The 17,916-nt window shown below is 69.2% G+C and carries 16 protein-coding genes and 1 pseudogene; 11 read left to right on the top strand and 6 right to left on the bottom strand.

The window, feature by feature from the left end; translation table 11 throughout:
* Window positions 1–14: 14 nt before the first annotated feature.
* Together G567_RS30870 and G567_RS0123130 are read right to left on the bottom strand one after the other, a co-directional pair.
* Window positions 15–1,001 (bottom strand): bifunctional 5,10-methylenetetrahydrofolate dehydrogenase/5,10-methenyltetrahydrofolate cyclohydrolase, encoded by a 987-nt coding sequence (locus G567_RS30870; RefSeq protein ID WP_051233461.1) that lies wholly within the window; start codon window positions 999–1,001, stop codon window positions 15–17.
* A 72-nt stretch (window positions 1,002–1,073) separates the two neighbouring features.
* Complete coding sequence (locus G567_RS0123130) at window positions 1,074–2,771, bottom strand: formate--tetrahydrofolate ligase (RefSeq protein WP_028931820.1); 1,698 nt, start codon at window positions 2,769–2,771, stop codon at window positions 1,074–1,076.
* A 378-nt stretch (window positions 2,772–3,149) separates the two neighbouring features.
* Between G567_RS0123130 and G567_RS30865 the strand changes: the two genes are divergently transcribed.
* The 4 genes from G567_RS30865 (at window position 3,150) to G567_RS0123110 (ending at window position 7,005) form a co-directional block, all read left to right on the top strand.
* On the top strand, window positions 3,150–3,740 hold the full coding sequence (locus G567_RS30865; RefSeq protein WP_161631744.1) for a helix-turn-helix domain-containing protein: 591 nt from the start codon (window positions 3,150–3,152) through the stop codon (window positions 3,738–3,740).
* Entirely contained in the window at window positions 3,737–4,459 is a 723-nt protein-coding gene (locus tag G567_RS0123120; protein WP_037057930.1) for an MOSC domain-containing protein, read from the top strand. Before G567_RS30865 ends, G567_RS0123120 begins: the two co-directional genes overlap by 4 nt.
* A 394-nt stretch (window positions 4,460–4,853) precedes the next feature.
* On the top strand, window positions 4,854–6,143 hold the full coding sequence (locus G567_RS0123115; RefSeq protein WP_084796386.1) for an MFS transporter: 1,290 nt from the start codon (window positions 4,854–4,856) through the stop codon (window positions 6,141–6,143).
* Window positions 6,144–6,240: 97 nt separating this feature from the next.
* Window positions 6,241–7,005, top strand: coding sequence for a sulfite exporter TauE/SafE family protein (locus tag G567_RS0123110; RefSeq protein WP_051233459.1), 765 nt, complete (start codon window positions 6,241–6,243; stop codon window positions 7,003–7,005).
* Window positions 7,006–7,047: 42 nt separating this feature from the next.
* Here G567_RS0123110 and G567_RS30860 read toward each other — a convergent pair whose 3' ends face one another.
* Window positions 7,048–8,085: a LysR family transcriptional regulator gene (locus G567_RS30860; protein ID WP_051233458.1), complete on the bottom strand. Its 1,038-nt coding sequence runs from the start codon at window positions 8,083–8,085 to the stop codon at window positions 7,048–7,050.
* Between the two features lie 405 nt (window positions 8,086–8,490).
* Between G567_RS30860 and G567_RS30855 the strand changes: the two genes are divergently transcribed.
* From G567_RS30855 to G567_RS0123070, 7 genes are all read left to right on the top strand, one after another.
* Complete coding sequence (locus G567_RS30855) at window positions 8,491–9,390, top strand: LysR family transcriptional regulator (RefSeq protein ID WP_051233457.1); 900 nt, start codon at window positions 8,491–8,493, stop codon at window positions 9,388–9,390.
* Window positions 9,391–9,711: 321 nt separating this feature from the next.
* Window positions 9,712–10,767, top strand: a complete 1,056-nt coding sequence (locus G567_RS0123095) for an amidohydrolase family protein (RefSeq protein ID WP_028931816.1) — start codon at window positions 9,712–9,714, stop codon at window positions 10,765–10,767.
* 45 nt (window positions 10,768–10,812) lie between these two features.
* The gene (locus G567_RS30850; protein WP_147201239.1) at window positions 10,813–11,196 is read left to right on the top strand and encodes a Rieske (2Fe-2S) protein; all 384 of its coding nucleotides are present in this window, start codon (window positions 10,813–10,815) and stop codon (window positions 11,194–11,196) included.
* Window positions 11,197–11,320: 124 nt separating this feature from the next.
* The gene (panB, locus tag G567_RS30845; RefSeq protein ID WP_051233454.1) at window positions 11,321–12,223 is read left to right on the top strand and encodes a 3-methyl-2-oxobutanoate hydroxymethyltransferase; all 903 of its coding nucleotides are present in this window, start codon (window positions 11,321–11,323) and stop codon (window positions 12,221–12,223) included.
* 41 nt (window positions 12,224–12,264) lie between these two features.
* Window positions 12,265–13,545 carry a Rieske 2Fe-2S domain-containing protein gene (locus G567_RS30840; RefSeq protein ID WP_051233453.1) on the top strand — a complete coding sequence of 427 codons (1,281 nt, stop codon included), beginning with the start codon at window positions 12,265–12,267 and terminating at the stop codon, window positions 13,543–13,545.
* A 71-nt stretch (window positions 13,546–13,616) separates the two neighbouring features.
* Window positions 13,617–14,702, top strand: coding sequence for an S-(hydroxymethyl)mycothiol dehydrogenase (locus tag G567_RS0123075; RefSeq protein ID WP_028931815.1), 1,086 nt, complete (start codon window positions 13,617–13,619; stop codon window positions 14,700–14,702).
* On the top strand, window positions 14,699–15,325 hold the full coding sequence (locus G567_RS0123070) for an MBL fold metallo-hydrolase (protein WP_028931814.1): 627 nt from the start codon (window positions 14,699–14,701) through the stop codon (window positions 15,323–15,325). Before G567_RS0123075 ends, G567_RS0123070 begins: the two co-directional genes overlap by 4 nt.
* Before the next feature lie 60 nt (window positions 15,326–15,385).
* On the opposite strand, the gene G567_RS0123065 is transcribed toward G567_RS0123070, so the two are convergent.
* From G567_RS0123065 to G567_RS34960, 3 genes and pseudogenes are all read right to left on the bottom strand, one after another.
* Window positions 15,386–17,113 carry a PHA/PHB synthase family protein gene (locus G567_RS0123065; RefSeq protein WP_028931813.1) on the bottom strand — a complete coding sequence of 576 codons (1,728 nt, stop codon included), beginning with the start codon at window positions 17,111–17,113 and terminating at the stop codon, window positions 15,386–15,388.
* A 47-nt stretch (window positions 17,114–17,160) separates the two neighbouring features.
* Window positions 17,161–17,448, bottom strand: a complete 288-nt coding sequence (locus G567_RS0123060; protein ID WP_028931812.1) for a DUF3040 domain-containing protein — start codon at window positions 17,446–17,448, stop codon at window positions 17,161–17,163.
* Window positions 17,449–17,544: 96 nt separating this feature from the next.
* Window positions 17,545–17,916, bottom strand: a pseudogene (locus G567_RS34960) (cytochrome ubiquinol oxidase subunit I); the annotation flags it as partial.

Raw genomic sequence — 17,916 nt, 5'->3', positions numbered from 1 at the left:
GCTGGAAGAGTTGGTCATGGCGTTGCCATCGAGACCGGTTCGCCGCCCGGCACGGGGGCGCGAAGGCCGAACCGGTCGATACCCACGGAGTCGTCGAGCGAACCGTCCCGCGACGGTGTGCCCTCGAGCCAGGCGGCCCGCAGCGTGTTGGCGAGCAGCCAGATGTCGGTGATCGGCCCGACTCCGCCCGGGACCGGCGAGACGGCCTCGGCTCTCGCCGCCACACTCACGAAGTCGAGGTCGCCGACCAGCCGGAGCGTGCCGTCCACCGGGTCGGTGACGGCGTTGATGCCGACGTCGATCGCGATCACACCCTCCTTGACATGTTCACCGGTCACCAGCCCGGGCACCCCGGCGGCCACGATGAGGATGTCAGCCCGCCTGGTGCAGTCGTAGAGCAGCCCCGCCCGGTGGCTGTGCTCGTCGCAGCTGAGCACAGTGGCGTTGCGTTCCAGGCCGAGCAGGACCGCGGGGGTTCCGACGCTCGCCGACCGCCCGATGACGACGAGCGTGCTCGCGGCGTAGGTCTGCGCGGGGTCGCGGCCGGACTCGATGAGGTAGCGGTCGAGCATGTGGAACACCGCGGCCGGGGTGGAGGGCACGAACCGGGGCCGCCGCAGCGCGAGCAGGCCGGAGTTGACCGGATGGACGGCCTCGATGTCCTTGCCGGGGTCCAGCACGCGGTACAGGGTCGCCTCGCTGACCTGGGGCGGGAGTGGGCGCAGGATCAGGATGCCGGAAATCCGCGGGTCGGCCGCGAGCTTCCCGACCGCGGCGACCGCGTCCGCCTCCTCGACGTCGGCCGCCAGCAGCTCCTGCACGTAGTGACACCCCAGCCGGGTGGCCAGCCTTCGCACCCGGCGTTCGTAGGCATGTGCGGGATAGCTGTCACCGACGATCACGGTCGCGAGGCCGGGCCGGACGTCCCGTACCCCGAGCCGCTGCACAGCGTCGGCCACCTGCTCGTACAGGTCATCGGCATACGATCGACCGTCGATCACGCGCGCGTTGATGGTCCTCGACCTCCTCGAGATGCGGGCGTCCGGCGCGACATCGCAGACCCGGCAGCCGGATCAGAACAGGCCGACGGTCTGCCCGTGCTCGTCGATGTCGATGTGAGCGGCGGCGGGGTCGGAACCGAGGCCCGGCATGGTCCGCATCTCGCCACAGATCGGGTAGACGAAGCCCGCGCCGACCGAGGCCCGCACCTCGCGGACCGGCAGCGTCCAGCCGGTGGGTGCGCCCTTCAGCGTCGGGTCCGACGAGAGCGAGAGGTGGGTCTTGGCCATGCAGATGGGCAGCTGGCCGAATCCCGCCTTGCGATAGGTCTCCAGCGACGCCTTCGCCTGCGGCGAGTAGGTCACCCCGTCCGCGCCGTACACCTTGGTGGCGATCGTCTCGATCTTCTCCGGCAGGGTGGCCTCGTCCGGGTAGAGCAGCCGGAACTGCGACGGCTCGGCGGCCGCCTCGGCGACAGCCTCGGCCAGCTCGGCCGCGCCCGCGCCACCCTCGGCGAAGTGCGTGGATACCGCACAGCGAGCGCCCATCTCGGCCGCGATCTCCTCGATCACCCGGTACTCCGACCGGTGGTCGGTGGGGAAGGCGTTGATCGCCACCACCGGCGAGACGCCGTGCAGCCGCATGTTGTCGATTTGCTTGCGCAGGTTCGCCGCGCCCGTGGCGACGTCGTCGGGGTTCTCGTCGAACAGCTCCGGAGGCAGCGGACGGCCCGCCACGATGCGGTACTTGCCGGAGTGCGCCTTGAGCGCGCGGACGGTCGCGACGACGACCCCGGCGTCCGGGGCCTGGCCCGAGGTCCGGCACTTGATGTTGAAGAACCGCTCCGCGCCCATGTCCGCGCCGAACCCGGCCTCGGTGACGACGAACTCGCCCGCGTGCAACGCGATCAGGTCGGCCACCACCGAGGAGTTGCCGGTGGCGATGTTGCCGAACGGTCCGCAGTGCACCAGCGCCGGGGTGTTCTCACACGTCTGCAGCAGGTTCGGCTTGATCGCCTCCCTGAGCAGGACGGTCATCACGCCGGCGGCCCGCAGCGCTTCGGCGGTCACCGGCTCACCGTCGTGGGTGTAGCCGACGACGATCCGGCCGAGGCGGCTCCGCAGGTCGTCGAGGCCGGTGGTCAGCGCCAGCGTGGCCATGACCTCCGACGCAGCGGTGATGTCGAAGCCGGTCTGGCGGGTGACGCCGTCGGCGCGACCGCCCAGCCCGATGACGATGTTGCGCAGCGCGCGGTCGTTGACGTCCAGCACCCGGCGCCAGGTGATGTTGTCCGGGTCCAGGCCGAGCTGGTTGCCGTGGAACAGGTGGCTGTCCACCATCGCGGCGAGCTGGTTGTGCGCGGCGGTCACCGCGTGCATATCGCCGGTCAGGTGCAGGTTCAGCTTCTCCATCGGCAGAACCTGGCTATATCCGCCGCCGGCCGCACCGCCCTTGATCCCCAGCGCCGGTCCCATCGAGGCCTGCCGGATCGCGACGACCGCGGGCTTGCCGATGCGGGTGAGTCCCTGCCCCAGCCCGACGGTCGTGGTGGTCTTGCCTTCCCCCAGCGGGGTCGGGGTGATCGCGCTGACCACGACGTACTTGGCTCGGGGCCGGTCCGCGAGCTCCTCGATCGCGTCCAGGCTGATCTTCATGACGTTCCGGCCGTAGGGCTCGAGGAGGTGGCTACCCAGGCCCATGGCGCCGGCCACGTCCTCGATAGGCTTCAGCGACGCCTTCTGGGCGATGTCGAGATTGCTCGGTACTGCCATTCTGGAGACTCCTCATGCATGGGGCCAACGATCCCTCGAACGGCGTCCGCCCACCCAGGACTGGTCGATGCGCAAAGCTTTCACGCCGTCCGCGGTGCACGACTGAAAAATATGGATCAGATCCCACATGAAGCACCAGGTCCAGCGTTCCACGAATTTACCGGGCGGGCGGTGTGACGCGCCTGAAGAATGCCATCTGAACGGACGATCAGCTAGTGGAGCACCGATAATGCCGTCATGCGTGACTGCTATCACCTCCACGCGGCGGGCCGCCACCTCGGACGCTACCCGTCACCGTCGTGTCGCGCCGCACGACTTGCACAACTCCTTGCCGATGAGACAAAGTGACGTTGTCGTGAAGGCAAGGCGGGGATGAGGGTGACCAGCACCGAACAGCGGCTCACCGTGGTGCCCGACCGACTGCACGCGGCACGCGCCCGTCGCGGCTGGACGTTGCATCAGGCGGCCGCCCGCTGCGGGCTGTCCGCCGCGCATCTCTCGCGCCTGGAATCCGGGGCCCGCCTGCCGTCCGTCTCGGCACTCCTCCAGCTGGCCGACGCCTACGCTGTACCCGTCGCGAGGCTGCTCGGCGACGACTCGCCGCACGCGGCCGATCCGGCCGCGGTCCTGCGCGGCGCCGAGGTCCGCGTAGTCGCGGGCGACGGGATGAGCTGCGCGTCCCTGACCGCAGCGCTGCCGTCCCCGCTGATCCAGGCCCTGCGCGTCACGGTCCACCCGGACCGGGAGCGAGCCGGTTTCGCCCGCCATCCCGGGGAGGAATGGCTGTATGCCCTGTCCGGCCTGCTGTGGCTGGACCTCGACGACGACCGGGAGCTGCTCGCCGCGGGGGATGTCGCGCATTTCGACGCGGGACGGGCGCACCGCCTCGGCGCCGCGGACGGTTCGCCGGCGACGGCGCTCCTGGTGGTCGCCGCCAGCCGGACCGAGCTGGCGGGGATGCATCGATGACCCCGCCGATCGAGCTCGCCACGGTCCGGGCCGTGCGGGTGGGCAGGCCGCGCGAGCTGACGGACGAGCAGGGGCGGAGCTGGCACAGCGCGTTCCTCAAGGACCCGGCCAAGGGGCCTGTCGCGCTCGGGTTCGACGGACTGGCCGGCGATGAGCAGGCCGACCTGCGGGTGCACGGCGGGCCGGACAAGGCGGTATGCGTCTATCCCCTGCTGCGGCTCGCCGAGTGGGAGCGCGAGCTCGACGTCGGCCCGCTGGGCGCGGGTGCGTTCGGGGAGAACTTCTCGGTCGATCGCATCACCGAGGCCGAGGTCTGCATCGGCGATGTATGGGAGGTCGGCGGCAGCGTCGTCCAGGTGTCCCAGCCGCGCGGCCCGTGCTGGAAGCTGGCCCGCCGATGGGCGATCAAGGACCTGGCCGTCCGGTTTCAGCGGACCGGTCACACGGGCTGGTACCTGCGGGTGCTGCAGCCCGGGTTGATCCACAGTGGTCAGGCCGTGCGGCTGCTGCGCCGACCCCATCCCGACTGGACGGTGCTGCGCGCGAACCGCGTGCACTACGGCGACGACAGCGAGGAGAAGGCGGCGCTGGCCTCCTGCCCGGAACTTGGCCGGAGCTGGCGCACCAAGCTCGCCGCCGGCGCCGCGGACCCGGCGGCTGTGAGCTCGAGCTCGCAGCACCGGCGCCTGTTCGGCCCGTCGGGCGGCGGGCACCTCTGATCCGCAGGCCCCGGAACGCGGCGGTCCGGGGTCATACCGTCTGCGTTATGACCTCATCCGATACGTGGCACTAGCGATTCGGTCACATTCGCTGGCACCGTATCGACCCGGCGGATGACCCCACCCTCCGACCGGCCCGGCCGCCCGCGGTCTTCGGCTCGTCATCGGATTCCTCAGTATCCCACCGTGTGCTCCCGGTACCAGGATGGCACCGGATGAGCGGGCGATGCGTGGGCGGAGCCACCGCTGCCATAGCTCGCTGCCCGGGAATGCCGTCCATCGCTCCGGCCCACCACTTCGAGCGAGTGGCGACGAAGGCCGCCCTGACCCGCACATATCCGACCGATGCGAGGGAATTTCAGTAGCGTTCCACGTGAACAGAGAGGTTCACCGCATGACGACCGATAAAACGCCAGTGGCCTCGACGATCAAAGGCACCACCACCTCGCCCAAGGTGCCATTGAAGCAGTCCATTCTCGTCGCGCTGGCGGCGGGACTGGGCTACGGGTTCGACTCCTACGCGGTCAACATCTACGGCCTGGTCCTGCCCGGGATCCAGGCAAGTCTCGACGTGAGCCTCACCGTGATGGGGATCATCGGTTCGATCTTCCTCGTCGGCTACACGGTGGGGACCATCGGGTTCGGCATCGCGGCGGACCGATACGGCCGGAAGGACACGCTCGGCATCTCGATCCTGGTCTACGGCATCTCGACGTCGCTGGCCGGGCTCACCTCGAACCTCTATCTCTTCACCGGCCTCCGCTTTCTGACCGGCGTCGGAGGTGCCGGTGAGCTCGCCGTCGGCGCCCCCTACACCGCGGAGATGTTCCCGGCGAAGGCCCGCTGCATCGGGACCGGCGGCATCATGTTCTCGCTGTACTCGGCCGGCTACATCCTGGCCGCCGCGACGGCGCTCGTCGTCGTACCGCGTTGGGGCTGGGAACTGACGTTCGTCGTGGCGATCGTGCCCGCGCTGCTGCTCTTCGCCTTCCGCAAGTCCCTCCAGGAGTCGGCGCGGTTCACGGTCGCGAAGGCGCAGGCCAGGGTGAACGCCGCGAGCGCGGGGGCGCCGAAGAAGATGAAGATCTGGGCGATCCCGGCGGCCCGCAAGCGCATCTACCTCGGCTGGCTGATCTACAGCGCGAACGCCTTCGGCTACTGGGGAATGACGGTCTTCCTGACCACGTACATGGTCGAGAAGTTCGGCGCCAGCCCAACCGAGGCGATCATGTGGGCGATGATCTTCTACGTCGTCCAGTTCGTTCTGTGCTATGTCGGAGCCGGGCTGGCCGACCTGTTCGGACGGCGGCCGACGGCGATCGCCGGCGCGCTCATGATGATGACCTTCACGGTGCTGGGCGCGACCAGTGAGGACTTCTCGACCTATGTCATCTTCGGCGCGCTGACGATCGGCCTGCTGGGCTGGCTCTGGTCGATCGGGGACACCTACATCTCAGAGCTTTTCCCCACCGAGATCCGCGGGACCGGCTTCGCGATCTCCGTCGGCGGTGGGCGGGTGGTGTCGATCGCAGCGCCGTTCGTGATCGGATGGGCGATCTCCGCATACGGGCCGTCGATCCCGTACCTTGCCATGGCGGGTCTGTGGCTCCTGACCATCGTCGGGTACGTCCTCGGGCCGGAGACCGCGAAGAAGGAGCTGGAGGAGACCGGCGTGCTGACCTGAGACGCGGGACGCGAGGCTGTTCGCGCCGGGGCCTACCGGACGTGGCGCGGCGGCACGACCCGCCCCGGCGCCGGGAGCGGAGAGTGGGAGATTTCCGATGGACGTGCTGGATCTGCTGCTCGGATCCTCACCCGCGATCGGGCTGGCCGCCGTGGCCGTGACGATCATCGCAGGTTTCGTGCAGGGCGTCACCGGACTGGGATTCGCCGCCGTCTTCACGCCGCTGATCGTGCTCATCGCTCCGCAACCGCAGCAGGTGGTGGTGCTCTCGCTGTTTCTCGGCGCGGTGCTGAGCCTCGGCATCGCCGTGCAGAGCCGGCATGACCTGCGGCTTCCGCGGTGCTGGCCGCTGCTGGTGGGCGGGGTCCTGGGCACCCCGGTCGGTATCGCGGTGCTCATGGTCCTGCCGGCCCGGATGCTGATGCAGAGCATCGCGGTGCTGGCGCTCCTGGTCGCGGCGACCAGCCTCGTCGGGCTGCCGGGACCGATCCGGCGCGAGCCCGCGGCGGTGGCGGTCGCCGGGCTGTTCGGAGGTTTCCTCAACGGGAGCACCAGCCTGGGCGGCCTGCCGCCCGCACTGCTCGTCTCGATCCAGCGGTGGCCGACCGCGGACGGGCGCGCCGCGCTCGTCGTCTTCAACCTGGTCAGCTACGTGCTCGCGCTGGTGTCGGCGGCGGTCACGGGGACGGCCATGGCCGACCTCGTCCTGGGCGGTCTGTGGCTGCTTCCCGCGGCCGCCCTCGGGGCGCTGCTCGGGACCTGCGCGGCCCGGCGACTGTCCGCCGCGGCGTTCCGCATGGCGCTCGTCGGCATCATCGGGGTATCCGGCGTGGCCGGCCTGATCACCTCGCTGCGGGCGTGACCGGCGCCAGGGGCGAGATGCCGGGCCCTCGCCCCGTCGGCTTCAGAACTCGGACCCGGCGGCCATGGCGATCGGCCGCGGCGGAATCGGCATCGGCATCGGCATCGGCATCGGTACCACCTTGCCACCGGACGGCACGGGATCGGAATGGCCACCCGGGCCCGGCCTGGCCGCGGCACGCTGCTCGCGCGCGGCGAGCTCGAGCAGCGCCCTGGCCGGCGCCCCCAGTTCGGAGCGCTTGTCCCACACCGCCCACAGTCTGCGGGTCAGCTTGATGCCGGCCACCGGGACCCGGACCAGCCTGCCCTCGTCGATCTCTCGCGCCGTGGCCAGCCTGCTGAGCACGCCGGCGCCCGCACCCTCGGCGACCGCCTCCTTGATCGCGGTGGTCGACGGGAACTCGATGTAGGCGCTGTCCCGCCACAGCTCCCCGAGCCCCTGCCGCAGAACCTGGCGGGTCCCCGAGCCCTGCTCGCGCAGCACGAGCCGGCCGACCGCGAGCTCGGCGGGGCTCAACGGCACCTGGCGGTGCGCCCACGGATGATCCGGGGAGACCACCACCACCAGCTCGTCATGGCCGACGACCCGCTGGTGCAGGTCAGGATGGCGGCCGCGGATCCCCACGAAGCCCAGGTCGATCTTGCCGGACCTAGCGTTCTCGAGGACGGTCCGGGCGTCATTGGCCTGCACACAGACCGAGACGTCCGACAGTTGCGCACGCAGCCCCGTCACCCAGCGGGGGACGAGGTACTCGGCCGTCGTGAGGCAGGCGGAAATGCGCAGCGAACCGGATCCTCGATCGGTCAGGATGGCACTGCACTCCATGAGCTGGGAGACGGCATCGACCGCGCTCTGGGCCCATTTGGCCAGCGCGATACCGGCCGGGGTGAACTGCGAGCCGGACGGGGACCGTTCGAGCAGCCGCAAGCCGAGCCTGCGCTCCATGGCCCGGATGCGGACGCTCGCCGCGGGCTGGGAGACACCGTGCTCCTTGGCCGCCTTCCCGAGACTCCCCAGGCGGTTCACCGAAAGCAGCAGGTCGAGGTCTGCGAGTTGAGGTGCGGCGGGGTGCAGTGCCATGACGTACCCTCCCGAGCTGGCTCACGACATCGGCATCGGCCACCTGGACGGGCCGCCATCCGCCGCAGCTAGCGTGCGACTGTGACGATGCCGACATCGTCCAGATGCTGCGTTCAGACAAACATCGTCACACCTTGCATGGAAGAGGCGTCGAGCCGCCAGTTCGGCACGCTCCGCGTGCAATTCTGCACAAAGCCATGTCAGGCGGGTCGTACCGGCACAATCGCGCGGTCACGACTGACTACCGAGGTTAGCCTAACCAATCACTCGGTACCCGTAAATACGGAACAAGCGGCAGCCGAACCGCCAGGCCCCAGGCATCGCGCCGTGGCCTACGCTCGGCCGTCCCATCGTTGAGCGACCCGCTGCGGCCCCGCTCGACGACGCGCAGGGAATGCGAGGACGATGAGCCGAGTACGCGCCGATGACCTGCTCTACCTTCTCGCGCTCGCCCGGACCGGACGGATGGCGGATGCGGCGCAACGGCTGGGCGTCGAACACACCACGGTCTCGCGACGGGTCGCGGCGCTGGAGAAGGCGCTCGGGCGCCGGCTGGTGGACCGCACCACCCGCGGCTGTCTCCTGACCGACGACGGCGAGCGGCTGATCGCCCACGCCGAGAAGATCGAGTCAGCGCTGCACGGCGTGGACCAGCTCGCGGTGAGCCCACGCAGCGTGAGCCTCGGCGGGACCATCCGCATCGCCTCCACCGACGGCATCGGGAGCACGGTGATCGCCGAGGCTCTCGTCGAGCTGCGACGAGCCCACCCGCGTCTGGAGATCGAGCTGACGACGGCGCTGCGCAGGTTCGACGTCACATCGAAGGACTACGACGTCGCGATCACCGTGCAGCGATTACCGAGCCAGCGTCTCGCCGTCATGCCGCTGACCGACTACTCGCTCGGCCTGTACGCGACGCGCCGGTATCTCGAGACGCATCCGCCGGTCCGGCAGCGCGAGGATCTCGAGAACCATTCCCTGGCCTGGTACATCGACTCGTTGCTCGACATCCCCGAACTCGACGTGTTCGATGCCAGCGTCATCTCCCGGCGTCGCGCGATGCGCAGTTCGAGCATCTTCGGCCAGGTCAGCTTCGTCAAGGCCGGCGGCGGCATCGGGTTGCTGCCCAAGTACCTGGCGATCGAGCACCCGGAACTCGAACGGGTCCTCGCCGACGACGTGTCGGTCCGGCTCACGTTCTGGCTGGTCGCTCGCAAGCAGTCACTTGCGCTGGCTCGGGTGCAGGCGGCGGTGGATTGCCTGACCATCTACGTCGCCTCGATCCAGGATCGTTTCCTGTTCTGAGCAGGCACAGCAGCCCACGGGCCACCGCGACCCGCCAGCGGGAGATGCCGGCCGGTTATGACGCCATTGGACATGGCCCACTACCGGCTCGGACAACGCGCTGGCACCGTACCGGGACAAGGGAAACGGTCCCTCAAATGGTACGGCGACGCCCTGGCGCGGCTCCCGATCTCACATGATCCGGAGCAGAGCGCCGAATCATGTGCGGAATGTCCGGCACAGGATTGAGGCATGGCCAGCTGACGACGGAATCGAGGAGCATAGCAGATGGCGACGGTTGTCCGGGCTCGCCCGCTGGTAGCGCAAGCGCAATCGACCGCGTTGAACATTATTGACACCGATGTGCACGAGCGGGCCGAGATGCACGCATTGTTGCCGTATCTGGCCCCGGAGTGGCGCAAGTACATCACCGATTTCGGGTGGCAACCGGAGCGGTTGTTGCCGTTCGCACAGTTCGCGACCGGGGGGCTGGACCGGCAGGACGCGAAGCTGCCGGACGGGCGGCCCGGGGGGTCGGACCTTTCACTGCTGCGGTCCCAGCTCCTGGATGAGTACGACATCGACTACGCGGTGCTCACCGGGTGGCTGGACGCCTCGGCGTTGCACCCGGGCTGGAGCGAGTTCAAGACCGCGCTGATGTCGGCCTACAACGACTGGCAGCTGGAGACGTGGGTGGAACGGGAGCCGCGGCTGCTGGGGTCGGTACACGTCAACGCCCACGATCCGGTCGGCGCCGCGCGCGAGATCGACCGGATCGGTTCGCACCCGAAGATGATGCAGGTGGTGCTCTACTTCGGGGACAAGGCCTTCGGCGACCCCTACTACCACCCGATCTTCGAGGCGGCCGTGCGGAACAACCTGCCGGTCGGGATGCACCACAGCGAGAACTCGCCGACCGCGCTCGGCTTCCACCGCTACTTCATCGAATGGCACACCCTGGTCCCACAGGTGTTCATGTCCGAGATGGTCAGCCTGATCTTCAACGGCGTGTTCGACAAGTACCCCGAGCTGAAGGTCATCATGATCGAGGGCGGTACCACCTATGTGCCGCACCTGATGTCACGGGCCGACCAGCAGTACAAGGAGCTGCGCTCGGAGGTGCCCTGGGTGAAGCGGATGCCCAGCGACATCATCCGCGAGCATTTCCGCTTCGCCACCCAGCCGACCGAGGAGATGAGCGCAAAGCAGTTCCTGGCGATGATCGATGCGGTCGGCTCGGAGGACCTGTTCTGCTTCTCCACCGACTACCCGCACTGGGACTTCGACTCCCCCGTGGAGGCACTGCCGGCCGGACTCCCCGAATCGCTGCAGCGCAAGATCTTCTATCAGAACGCCCAGAACCTCTACCCCAAGATGCCCGCCCTCAAACCCCGGTAGAGCTCGGATTCAGCCCGTAACCGCCATCGACATAGGGAATACGCCGTGAAACAAGTTGTGTGTCACAAGGACGACCTCGGCCCCGGCCAGATGACAGGTGCGCAGCTGGGCCCCATCCGGGTCGTGGTCATCCGGGCGAAGGACGGCTCATTGCACGCCCTCGCCGCGAAATGCCTGCACCAGGGCGGCCCGCTCGACCAGGGCCGGCTCTACGATCACACGCTCACCACCGACGACGTCGGCCGGTACGCGATGGACGCCGACCGCGAGATCATCAAGTGTCCATGGCACGGCTATGAGTACGACATCAGGACCGGTGCGACCGTGTTCGACGAGACCCGATGCCTCCAGACGTTCGCCACCCGCGAGGAGGGCGACCAGATCACCGTGGAGCTCGAGCCGCCGGGCGCTGCCGCCGCTTCGGCGTGATCGCGGGCCGACCGCACGACCTGTCGTCGGCAGGCCGCCCCGCATCGACCCGCACGCCCGGGCCGGGGCGGACGACGGCCTGCCGACCCACCGTCACCGACGACTCGAACGGGAGCAACACGAGATGGCCACCGAAGAGATTCGGCAGAAGCTCAAGAAGATCACGATCCCGGTGCTCGACGAGAAGCGGCGAACCGGCGACCCGATCGTTCAGATGGCGATCTACGACTATCGCTCGGCGGTCATCGCCGACCGGATCGGCGGGGTCGACATTCTGTGTGTCTCGGATACCGGTGGCATGATCCTCTTCGGTCACCCCACCACCACCTCGGTCACGTTCGACGAGGTGATGAGTATGACCAAGGCGGTGGCCCGGGGCTCGAAGTACGGGCTGCGCATGGTCGACATGCCGTTCTGGAGCTTCCACGTCTCCCCGGAGCAGGCCGTCGACAACGCCGGCCGGTTCGTGTCCGAGGGCGGCGCCGAGGTCATGAAGTGCGAGGGCAACCAGCACCACGCGGCCAATATCGAGGCCATCGTCAAGGCGGGTATCCCGGTGCAGGGCCATATCGGCGTGACGCCGATGCGCATCCCGCAGATCGGCGGGTTCCGGGCTCAGGGCAAGACCGCCGACCGGGCCAAGGAGCTCGTCGATGACGCCTGGGCCATGGTCGACGCCGGCTGCTTCTCGATCCTGTGCGAGGTCGTGACCGACGAGGTCGCCGCCTATCTGGCCGAGACCCTCCCGGTTCCGGTCATCTCGCTGGGCGCCGGCAACCGGGCCGACGGCGTGCACATCATCACCAGCGACCTGTTCCACATGTACGAGGAGCACACCCCGCGGCATTCGAAGGTCTACTTCGACATCATTCCGGTGTTCGAGAAGGTCTTCCGCGACTACCGTGACGAGGTCCGGGAACGCGTGTACCCCGGCCCCGAGCACACGGTGTTCATGAAGGAAGAGGAACGCAACAAGTTCTACGACCTCGTTGAAGCGGACGGGCGGGCACCGGCGACACGCGGCTGACAAGCCGAGCCGGACGCACGGGCGGAGAGAGGGGCACAGCCATGGTGGCACCGGAACTGGCAGGTGACGCGGGGGGCGACACCGTCGAGTTCGTCGAGGTCTGCGCCGAGAACGAGCTGGCGGACGGCGAGAAGCTGGTCTTCGAGATCGACGACCAGCGGGTCATGCTGGCCCGGGTCGCGGGCAGCTACTACGCGATCAGCAGCATCTGCACCCACGAGCACGCCTTCCTCGACAACGGGGCGATCGTGGAGAACGTCGTGTACTGCCCGCTGCACTACAGCGCCTTCGACCTCCGCAACGGCTGTGTGCTCGGTCCCCCGGCCGACAAGCCGACCCCCACCTTCGGAGTGCGCGTCGAGGACGGCAAGGTGCTGGTGTCGGTCAAGCCGATGGCGGTGGCCGAGCCCGAGCCCGGCATCCGGATCGAGCCCGTCGAGGTGGCTTCGTCGCCGCATTCCCGGATCCTCGGCCGGTTCGACTCGATGCCCTGGCTGCAGCGGGCGGCCGACTGGACGGTGAAGATCGGGACTCCGATCCGCGCGAAGCTGGCCCCGCGTGGCGTGCTCGACCTGCTGCACGGCAGATGGCTGGGCCATGCACTGCACCCCGCGCTGTCCGACCTGCCGATCGGGCTGTGGGGCGCCTCCGTGCTGCTCTACGTCTTCGGACAGACGTGGCCGGCGGTCCTGCTCAGCCTGGCCGGTATCGCGTCGGCGGTCCCGACGATCGCGACCGGAGTCGCCGATCTCCTGGTGACCGACGGTCACGACCGGCGGATGGGCACGCTGCACGGGATCCTCATGTCCATGGCGACGCTCGTCCAGATCGCCTCGCCGGTCGCGTACTTCCTCGGTTCGCCCATGGCCGCGGGGATCCTGGCCGCGGTCAGCTTCGTGATCACCGTGGGTGGCGCGTTCTTCGGCGGTCATCTCGTCCTCGGCCGCGGTCATATGGTCGACCACACCGTGTGGCCGGTGGTCACGCCGCAGTGGCAGCGGGCGGTGGAGGAGTCCGCGCTCCTGCCGGGCAGTACCGCGGTCGCCGAGGTGGACGGGCGGAAGGTCCTGCTCTACCGGTCGCCCGAGGACGATCGGATCTCCGCGATCGAGGATGCGTGCAGCCACGGCAGCGGGCCGCTGTCGCTCGGCAAGGTCTGCGACGGGATCGTCACGTGTCCGTGGCATGATTCAAAGTTCCGTCTTCGGGACGGCGCTGTGGTTCGGGGGCCAGCCACGTTCCCGCAGCCCGTTCTCGAGGTGCGGATCGCGGGCGGCTGGATCGAGGTCCGCCCGACCGCCAGTCGGCCAGAAGGTCGATGACCCTCCCATAATGGGACGCGCGGCCGTCGCGATGAGGCGGCGCGGCGAGAGAGACGAGGGAGTCACGAGTCATGCCGCATGAGGTTCGCGCGGTGGTCGCGCACGGCAAGGGTGAGCCGGTGTCGGTGGAGACGATCGTGGTTCCGGACCCGGGCCCGGGTGAGGCCGTGGTGCGGGTGCAGGCCTGCGGGGTGTGCCACACCGATCTGCACTACCGGGAGGGCGGGATCACCGACGAGTTCCCGTTCCTGCTCGGGCACGAGGCCGCCGGGATCGTGGAGGCGGTCGGGGACGGGGTGACCCAGGTGGCGCCCGGGGACTACGTCGTGCTGAACTGGCGGGCGGTCTGCGGGCAGTGCCGCGCCTGCGCCAAGGGCAAGCCGTGGTACTGCTTCGCCACCCACAACGCCGCCCAGAAGATGACCTTGGCCTCGGGGCGGGAGCTGTCCCCGGCGCTGGGCATCGGCGCGTTCGCCGAGAAGACCCTGGTGCACGCCGGGCAGTGCACCAAGGTCAACCCGGCGGCCCGGCCGCAGGCCGCGGGCCTGCTCGGCTGCGGGGTGATGGCCGGGCTGGGCGCGGCGATCAACACCGGCGGCATCGGCCGCGGGGAGTCGATCGCGGTGATCGGCTGCGGCGGGGTGGGCGACGCGGCGATCGCCGGGGCGGCGCTGGCCGGCGCGAGCACGATCATCGCCGTCGATGTGGACCCGACCAAGCTGGAGTGGGCCACCGGGTTCGGCGCCACCCACACCGTCAACGCCGGCGAGACCGACCCGGTCGCCGCGATCCGCGAGTTGACCGGTGGGCACGGCGCCGACGTCGTGGTCGACGCGGTCGGCCGGCCCGAGACCTTCACCCAGGCCTTCTACGCCCGCGACCTGGCCGGCACCGCGGTCCTGGTCGGGGTGCCCACCCCGGAGATGACCGTGCAACTGCCGCTGATCGAGCTCTTCGGGCGCGGCGGGGCGACCAAGTCCTCCTGGTACGGCGACTGCCTGCCCGCCCGCGACTTCCCGGCCCTGATCGAGCTGTACCTGCAGGGCCGGCTGCCGCTGGACAGGTTCGTCTCCGAGGAGATCGGGCTCGACGCGGTGGAGGAGGCGTTTCACCGGATGGAACGCGGCGAGGTGCTGCGCTCGGTGGTGGTCCTGTGATCCCGATCGACCACGTCGTCACCTCCGGCACGTTCTCCCTCGACGGGGGCACCTGGGACGTCGACAACAACGTGTGGATCGTCGGTGACGAGCGCGAGGTGCTGGTCATCGACGCCGCCCACGACGCCGAGGCCATCGCCGCCGCGGTGGCCGACCGGCGGGTGGTGGCCGTGGTGTGCACCCACGCCCACGACGACCACATCAACCAGGCCACCGCGCTGGCCGACCGGTTCGGCGCCCCGATCCTGCTGCACCCGGCCGAGGCCCCGCTGTGGGAGATGGTCTACCCCGACCGCCGCCCGGACACCGACCTCGCCGACGGCGACGTGCTGCGTGCCGGGGGGATCGACCTGCGCGTGCTGCAGACCCCCGGGCACTCCCCCGGCTCGTCCTGCCTCTACGCGCCCGAGCTCGGCGTCGTGTTCACCGGGGACACCCTGTTCAACGGCGGCCCCGGCGCCACCGGCCGGTCGTACTCGTCGTTCGACACGATCATCGACTCGATCCGGGAGAAGCTGCTCACCCTGCCCGGCGACACCGAGGTGCGTACCGGCCACGGCGACCCGACCAGCATCGGTTCCGAGGCCCCGCACCTGGAGGAGTGGATCACCCGCGGCTACTAGGCGACCCGTCCGCACCGGCCGCCTGCGTCGCGGCGGCCGGTGGGGCGTCGGTGGGCCTGCTCAGGTCCGGACGTAGTCGCCGGGCCCGTCGCCGAGCACCGGATAGGTCTTGCTGCCCATCCGGGGCGGAGCCCCGAGCGGACCCGAGGTCTGCTCCGACCAACGCGCCCAATCCTCCCACCAGGAGCCGGCGCGACGTTCGGCGCCGCTGCGCCAGTCCTGCCCGGTGGAGGACAGCGCCTCCTCGGTCTCGGTGACCTGATGCCAGGCCTTCGGCCCCGGGGGACTGACGATGCCGGCGATATGTCCGCCGCTGCCGAGGACGAACCGGGCAGGCCCGCTCACCAGGCCGACGGTCTTGTACGCCGACTCCCACGGCACGATGTGATCGTTGATCGCGCTGACGACGTAGGTCGGCGCCTTGATCGCCCTCAGGTCGATCTTCTTGCCTGCGATCTCGAGACTGCCCAGAGCGAGCCGGTTCTCGAGGTAGAAATGGCGCAGGTAGAACGCGTGCATCGCGGCCGGCATCCGGGTGCTGTCCGCGTTCCACGCCAGGATGTCGAAGGCGGGCGGATCCTCGCCCAGCAGCCAGTTCGACACCACGTAGTTGAAGATCAAGTCGTTGGCGCGCAGCACGTCGAACGTGCCCGCCATGGACCGTCCCTCCAGCCCGCCCTCGCGCTGCATTCGACGTTCGAGCCGGTCGATCGTGCTCCGGTCGGTGAACGCCCCGAGCACACCGGGCTGGGCGTAGTCCAGCATCGTGTTGAGCAGCGTCAGGGTGCCGATCCGGTCGTCGCCGGACTGCGTGAGATATGCGGCGGTGATGGCGGTGAGCGCGCCGCCGAGGCACAGACCGACGATGTCGATCTTCTCGGCTCCGGTGATCTCCGCGACCACGTCGAGGGCCTGCCGCGGGCCGCGAACGAGATAGTCGTCCATCGTGGTACCCGCCATCTCCTTCGACGGGTTCTTGTAGCTGATCGCAAAGACGGTCCGGCCGTGCCGGACCGCCCATTCGATGAAGCTGCGATCCGGAGCCAGATCCATGATGTAGTACTTGTTGATCCACGGTGGACTGCACAGCAGCGGTGCGGAGTGCACCTGCTCGGTCTGCGGCTCGTACTGCAACAGCTCCATCAGGTCATTGCGGTACACGACTTTCGCCGGAGTGGCCGCGAGATTGCGACCGATCTCGAACCCGCTGGTGTCGACCTGCCGAGGCCGACCCTGGTTGTGGGCCAGATCGTCGAGGAAGTTACGGGCGCCCCGCAGCAGGCTCATCCCGCCCGTGTCGAAGGCGCGTTTGAGCGCGGCCGGATTGGTCGGGAGGAAGTTGGTCGGCGCGAGGGCGTCGATCAGCAGGTCGAGGGCCAGCGCGGCCTTACGTCCGGTATCGGCGTCCGATGACGCCGACCCGACGACATCCCGGGCGGAGCGGGACACCGAGAGGTAGGCCAGCCGCATCGCGTAGAAGGCCGGGTTGGTCCTCCACGCCGGGTCGGCGAAGCGTCGGTCCTTCGAATCGACCGGCACCGGCGGTTCGACGGGTCTCCCGATCCAGTTCGTCGCCGTAGCCAGCGGTATCCGGGCGAGGTCGGTCGCGAGCCGGACCGCGGCGCGCGCGGACACCCCGGGCTGAGCCACGCTCGATCGTAGCGTGGCGGCCAGCGCGGCACCGAGGCCGGCGGCGTCCAGCTCCGCGAAGAGGTCCGATTCCGGGCCGAGCACGCTCGCGGCCCGCTCGGCGATATCCGATGTCGGGTCGGGAAAATTGGGGACCATGCCGCTCATCCTTCCCTCTCCGGCAGCGATCGGCCGCCACGGATTCGTCACTCCTCGCGGCGCGCGGAATGGCCGCAGCGGCGCCCCGCCTCCCAGATCAGGACCCCGGTGGCCATGACGACGAGGGCGACGGGTAGCAACCCCATGGCCAGCAGGACCACGACCAGTACCGACGCAAGCATCAGCAGGATGGTGTAGGTCCACGACACCAGCTCGCCCGAACCCCATGTCGACGGGTGCTCGAGCGCGGCGAAGGACCGGACAAGGCCCGGGTCCTCGCTGTGCAGTTGTTGCTGGATCTCGTTCAGCTCCGCCCGTTCCCGGTCGCTGAGCACGACACGTCACCTCCCACGGCGGTGTCTGCGGCCAGGGCGTGGCCGCCATTCGTTTATATCGTATCACGATATAGATTCGAATTCTCGATAGCCGGTTTACGCCCCGGTCGAGCCGCGCCGGGAGTGGGCCTCGGTGCGCATCCGTTCGACCAGGTGCGGGTAGTGCAGCTCGAACGCGGGGCGTTCGGAGCGGATGCGGGGCAGCTCGGTGAAGTTGTGCCGCGGGGGCGGGCAGGAGGTGGCCCATTCCAGGGAGTTGCCGAAGCCCCACGGGTCGTCCACGGTCACCGGGCGGCCGTAGCGGTAGGAGCGGAACACGTTCCAGATGAACGGCAGCACCGAGGCGCCCAGGACGAACGCGCCGATCGAGGAGATCGTGTTCAGGGTGGTGAACCCGTCGGTGGGCAGGTAGTCGGCGTAGCGGCGGGGCATGCCCTCGTTGCCCAGCCAGTGCTGGACCAGAAACGT

This window comes from Pseudonocardia asaccharolytica DSM 44247 = NBRC 16224, from assembly GCF_000423625.1.
In the GTDB taxonomy this organism is placed as follows: Bacteria; Actinomycetota; Actinomycetes; order Mycobacteriales; family Pseudonocardiaceae; genus Pseudonocardia; species Pseudonocardia asaccharolytica.
Note: the sequence above shows the minus strand (reverse complement) of the source record. Positions and strands in the feature narration are given on the sequence as shown.